This is a genomic window from Motilibacter deserti, from assembly GCF_011250635.1.
Lineage (GTDB): Bacteria > Actinomycetota > Actinomycetes > Motilibacterales > Motilibacteraceae > Motilibacter_A > Motilibacter_A deserti.
Genome location: NZ_JAANNP010000124.1, coordinates 1 through 4,628 on the forward strand (window position 1 = coordinate 1; position 4,628 = coordinate 4,628).

Below are 4,628 nucleotides of genomic sequence, written 5' to 3' on the forward strand. Positions count from 1 at the left end.
GCTTCCTGCAGGGCGACGCCACCGACCCGGCCGCGCCGCGGGCCATGCGGGAAGCGCTCGAGGCCGGCCGTGACGTCTCCCTGACGGTGCTGAACTACCGCAAGGACGGCTCGGCCTTCTGGAACCACGTCTCCATCAGCCCGATCCACGGGCCGGACGGCGAGCTGACGCACTTCGTCGGCATCCAGACCGACGTCACGGCCCGCGTCGCGGTGGACGAGGAGCGCGACCGCGCCCTGGCCGCCGAGCGGGCCGCCCGCGAGGAGGCGGAGTCGGCCCACGCCCAGCTCACCCTGCTCGCCGAGGCGACCAGTCAGCTCGCCTCGACGCTCGACGTCGACGAGTCGCTCGACCGGCTGATGGCCCTCGTCGTCCCGAAGCTGGCCGACTGGATGCTCGTCGCGACCGCCGGCAAGCACGGGGAGGTCGCGCACGTCCGGGCCCGGCACCGCGAGGGGCGCGAGGAGGAGCTGCGGGCCTACACCGAGCTGCTCGAGCGCACGTCCACCCGGGGCTCGATCCTCAACGCCCTGCTCGACGGCGCGCCGGCCCGCCGCCTCACGGACTACAGCAGCGGCGGCGTACGCCCCGAGCGGCGCCAGTGGGTGGACGACGAGTCCGTCCTGGACATGTCGGACCGGCTCGGCACCGAGAGCGTGCTCTTCGTCCCGCTGCCGGGGCGGCGCCACGTCGCCGGCGCCATGGCGCTCGCGCGCGGGCCCGGCAGCCCGCCCTACACCGAGCAGGACCTCGCGGTGGCCAGCGACCTGGGCCGCCGGGCGGGGCTCATCCTGGACAACGCGCGGCTCTACGAGTCCGAGCACCGCATCGCCGAGACCCTGCAGCGCAGCCTGCTGCCGGACCTGCCGACGATCCCCGGCATCACCGCGGCCGCGCGCTACCTCGCCAGCGAGTCCGGCGCGGATGTCGGCGGCGACTTCTACGAGCTGATCGACCTGCCCGACAACGCCATCGGCCTCGCGATCGGCGACGTTATCGGCCACGACGTCCTCGCGGCCGCCGCGATGGGCCACCTGCGCGGCCTGCTGCGCGCCTGCGCGTTCGACGTCGAGGAGGGCCCCGGCCGCGATCCGGCCGCAGTCCTCGAGCGGGTGGACCGCCTCGTGCAGGGCTTGCAGGTCGCCACGCTGTCCAGCGTCACCTATGCCCGGCTCGAGCCGATGCCGGACGGGCCCTGGCGGCTGCGCTACAGCAGCGGCGGCCACCCCCCGTTGCTGCTGCGCCGCCCCGACGGCGCCGTCGACACGCTGGACGGGGCCGACGGCCTGCTGCTTGGCGTCGACTCCCAGCCGCGCACGACCGCGTTCGTGACCGTCCCCGCCGGCTCGACGCTGCTCGCCTACACCGACGGGCTCGTGGAGCGGCGCGGCGAGAGCCTCGACGTCGGCCTCGAGCGCCTCCGCCGGGCGTTCGCCGCCGGCCCGCGCGAGGTCGGCGAGCTCTGCGACCACCTGCTCGCCGAGCTCGGCGACAGCGAGGACGACGTCGCCGTCCTCGCCCTCGCGCTCTGAGACCGGGCAATCTGGGCATCCTGCCGAGGTGACCGCACCCCCGCCGCAGCGCCGCCTGCCCGGCCCAGGCCGGCTGCTCGGCGGGTTCCTCGGCGCCGCGCTGCTCGCCGTGCCCGCGCTCGTCCTGCTGCTGCTCGTCGAGGCGGCGTGGGAGCCGCTCGAGCGCGGGGACCGGTCGGCGTCCCGCGAGCTGACGGCCTCCGCGCTGTCCTCCCCCGCCCTGGCCGACGTGCTGCGCACGGTCGAGATCGCCACGCGGGCGCCCCTCTGGTGGGGGCTCGGCCTGGTCGCGATCGCCGTCGCCCTGCTGCACGGCCGGCGCCGGGTCGCGGCCTGGGCGCTGCTCGTCGGCATCACCGGCGCCGTCCTCACCCCACTGCTCAAGACGCTCGTCGGGCGCGCGCGGCCGGTGCTGGAGGAGCGGCTCACCACGGCGGACGGCGGCTCGTTCCCCTCCGGGCACGCGAGCTCGTCCGCGCTCGGGGTGGGGGTGGTCCTCGTCGCGCTCGTGCCTCTGATCGCCCGGCATTGGGTACGCGTCCTCGCCGTCGCGCTCGGCGCGCTCGCTGTCGTCCTGGTCGGGCTCGACCGGGTCGCGATCGGGGCGCACTGGCCCAGCGACGTGGTCGCCGGCTGGTCGCTCGCCGCGGCGTACCTCGTCGCGACCTTCCGGGCGGTCGATCCGCTGCGCGGGACCGCCGGTCAGCCGTTGCCGCGCTCGCGGACCCGGGCCAGCCAGGCCTGGGCCTCCCGGAAGACCGAGTCCGAGGAGGTCGAGGCGGGCGCCGGCGACGCCTCGGCCCGCGGGTAGGAGCCGAGATAGCGCGTATCGGCGCAGACCCGGCGCAGCCCCATGAGCGCCTCGCCGACCGCGGCCTCGTCGACGTGGCCCTCGCAGTCGATGGAGAAGAGGTAGCGCCCGAGCCCGGCGCCGGTCGGCCGAGACTCGATGCGGGTCAGGTTGACCCCGCGCACCGCCAGCTCGGTGAGGATCTCCAGCAGCGCACCGGGATGGTCCTCGCGGATGAACAGCACGATGGACGTCCGGTCCGCGCCGGTCGGCAGCGGCGGCGGCACCGGTCGGGACACGAGGACGAAGCGCGTGACGGCGTGCGGGTTGTCCCCCAGCCCGTCGACGAGGACGTCGAGGCCGTAGGTCGTGGCCGCGATCGGCGCGCTCAGCGCCGCGTCGTACGTCGCGGTCCCCCCGGCGATCGCCTCCGCCGCCGCTGCGGTCGACGCCGCGGTCTGGTAGGTCGCGTGCGGAAGGTTCTCCGCAATCCACTTCCTGCATTGCGCTTCAGCATGTGGGAACGTGCCGAACGACCGGACGTCCTCGAGCCGCATACCCGGTCGGGCCATCAGCGCGAAGCGGACCGGCAGCAGCACCTCGCGGGTGACGACCAGCGGCTCACCGGTCGCCAGCTCGTCAAGGGTCGCGGGGACGCCGCCCTCGACGCTGTTCTCGATCGGGACCATGGCCGCCGCCGTGTCTCCGGCGCGTACGGACTCCAGGGCCGCCGGGACCGACGGGTAGGGCAGCAGCTCGGCGTCGGCGTGCATCGGCAGGCTGCGCAGCGCGGCCTCGGTGAACGTGCCGCGCGGGCCGAAGTAGGCGTAGCGCGCGGCCGGGAGCGGCCCGATCGGGCGGTGCGCGGTCACCGGGCGGCCCCGTCGTACGGCTGGTCCAGCCCGCGACTGTCCGCCCCCCGGCCGTCGGTGCCGCGGCGGGCGTACCCGATCGCCTGCTCCTCCTCGGGCGACAGCGTCTGCTCGCTGCGGCCGCCCTTCACGCCCTTGGCGTAGGTGCGGGTCTCGCTGCGCCCGTTGATCGACGTGAGCACGAGCCCGTCGCCGGACTCGTCGAGGAGCGCGGCAGAGAAGGAGAGCCGCCCGCCCATGTCGCCGAAGGCGTCGTAGCGGACCACCGCGACGTGGCGGAGCGAGTCACGCAGCTCGGCACGGGCCGTCTCCGCCTCGCCCCGGGTGGCTGCGACCTCCTGCCGCAGGCGTACGACCTCGTGCGCGTGCCGGGAGAGCACGTCGAGCACGTCCTCGCCCTCGACGCTGCCCAGCGCCGCCAGCGCGCGGCGGGCCCGGCGCAGCCGCACCGCCGTGACCAGGGCGATGACCAGGGCGAGCAGGGCGAGGGCACCCGCGCCGAGGGCGAGGTACGCCGCCTGCTGCGCGTCGAGCTCGGGCACGGCGGGGCACGTCCTTCGGCAAACGGTTCGCGGGGCGCAGCGAGCCTAAGGCACCCGGCGTCCGCGTGCCGGGGCCTCGACGAGCCCCGTCCGCCGGCCGCGATGTCGACAGCACGGCCCGGGCTCGGCGTCGCAGGAGAGCTTCACCGCCGCCGCAGCAGGCGTACGGCGCGGACGAGGGCTGCCACACCGCCGACGAGCAGGATCAGCACCGTGGCCCAGTTGGGCAGCTTGTAGCCCCACTCCCACAGCTCGTCGCGAGTGCCCACGAGCATCAGCACGCCGAACAGCAGCAGGAAGAGGCTCAGCACGCCGAAGGCGGACGCGCGGACGACGCGGTCGCTGCGTTCCGGTGACACGGCCATGGCTGGGCCTTGCCCCACGCGCGTCCCGGCACTCGCCCGTGGGCTCAGGTGCCGAGCTCGACTACGCGAACTCCGGGGCCGGGATCGACACCCGACCCCGGTCAGTCCTGCAGCAGCAGCGTGTAGATGCGCGAGATGAGGCCGTCCTCGACGAACGCGATGTCGACGCCGCGCACGACCGGGTCCCCGCCCTCCGGCCCGAGGCTCCACGCCAGATAGCCGAGGTCGTTGTTCTCGTATGCCGCGCCGGCCGGGGTGAAGACGAAGCTCGGGGCGCCGTCGAGGATCTTCTGCGCCTTCGCGTCGAGCGCCGCGTGCCCGGTCACCGTGTCGTCCGGGTCGAGGAACTGCACGTCGGGCGCGTACGTGCGGGCGATCGCCGCGCGCCGCCGCTCCGGGTCGCGCTCGTTGAACACCTCGAGCAGGTTCGCCCGCATCAGGTCCGTGGTGACGCTCATCGTCGGCTCCCGTCGTCCGCTGGTCCGGCCCGACGGCAGCGGCGGGCGTGCGGGGCGAGGCTAGGAGCG

The 4,628-nt window shown here is 75.2% G+C and carries 6 protein-coding genes; 2 read left to right on the forward strand and 4 right to left on the reverse strand.

From position 1 onward, the window contains the following. On the forward strand, nucleotides 1–1,532 hold a 1,532-nt coding region (locus tag G9H71_RS21055; protein ID WP_166284737.1), incomplete at its 5' end, for a PP2C family protein-serine/threonine phosphatase. Between the two features lie 28 nt (nucleotides 1,533–1,560). After that, a complete protein-coding gene (locus tag G9H71_RS25365) occupies nucleotides 1,561–2,343 on the forward strand; it encodes a phosphatase PAP2 family protein (RefSeq protein WP_166284738.1) in 783 nt (260 codons plus the stop codon). Here the strand turns inward: G9H71_RS25365 and pheA are convergent. The 4 genes from pheA to G9H71_RS21080 form a co-directional block, all read right to left on the reverse strand. After that, nucleotides 2,235–3,194 carry a prephenate dehydratase gene (gene pheA / locus G9H71_RS21065; protein WP_331273172.1) on the reverse strand — a complete coding sequence of 320 codons (960 nt, stop codon included), beginning with the start codon at nucleotides 3,192–3,194 and terminating at the stop codon, nucleotides 2,235–2,237. The two genes, G9H71_RS25365 and pheA, sit on opposite strands and share 109 nt — an antisense overlap. Next, nucleotides 3,191–3,736 carry a DUF4446 family protein gene (locus G9H71_RS21070; RefSeq protein WP_166284739.1) on the reverse strand — a complete coding sequence of 182 codons (546 nt, stop codon included), beginning with the start codon at nucleotides 3,734–3,736 and terminating at the stop codon, nucleotides 3,191–3,193. Before G9H71_RS21070 ends, pheA begins: the two co-directional genes overlap by 4 nt. 143 nt (nucleotides 3,737–3,879) lie before the next feature. After that, entirely contained in the window at nucleotides 3,880–4,101 is a 222-nt protein-coding gene (locus G9H71_RS21075) for a hypothetical protein (protein WP_166284740.1), read from the reverse strand. Between the two features lie 101 nt (nucleotides 4,102–4,202). Further along, nucleotides 4,203–4,559, reverse strand: coding sequence for a nuclear transport factor 2 family protein (locus G9H71_RS21080; RefSeq protein ID WP_166284741.1), 357 nt, complete (start codon nucleotides 4,557–4,559; stop codon nucleotides 4,203–4,205). Between the last annotated feature and the right edge of the window lie 69 nt (nucleotides 4,560–4,628).

Coding starts and splice junctions, on each gene's coding strand:
- G9H71_RS21075 (WP_166284740.1), bottom strand. CDS start 4,101: ATGGCCGTGTCACCGGAACGCAGCGACCGCGTCGTCCGCGCGTCCGCC.
- G9H71_RS21080 (WP_166284741.1), bottom strand. CDS start 4,559: ATGAGCGTCACCACGGACCTGATGCGGGCGAACCTGCTCGAGGTGTTC.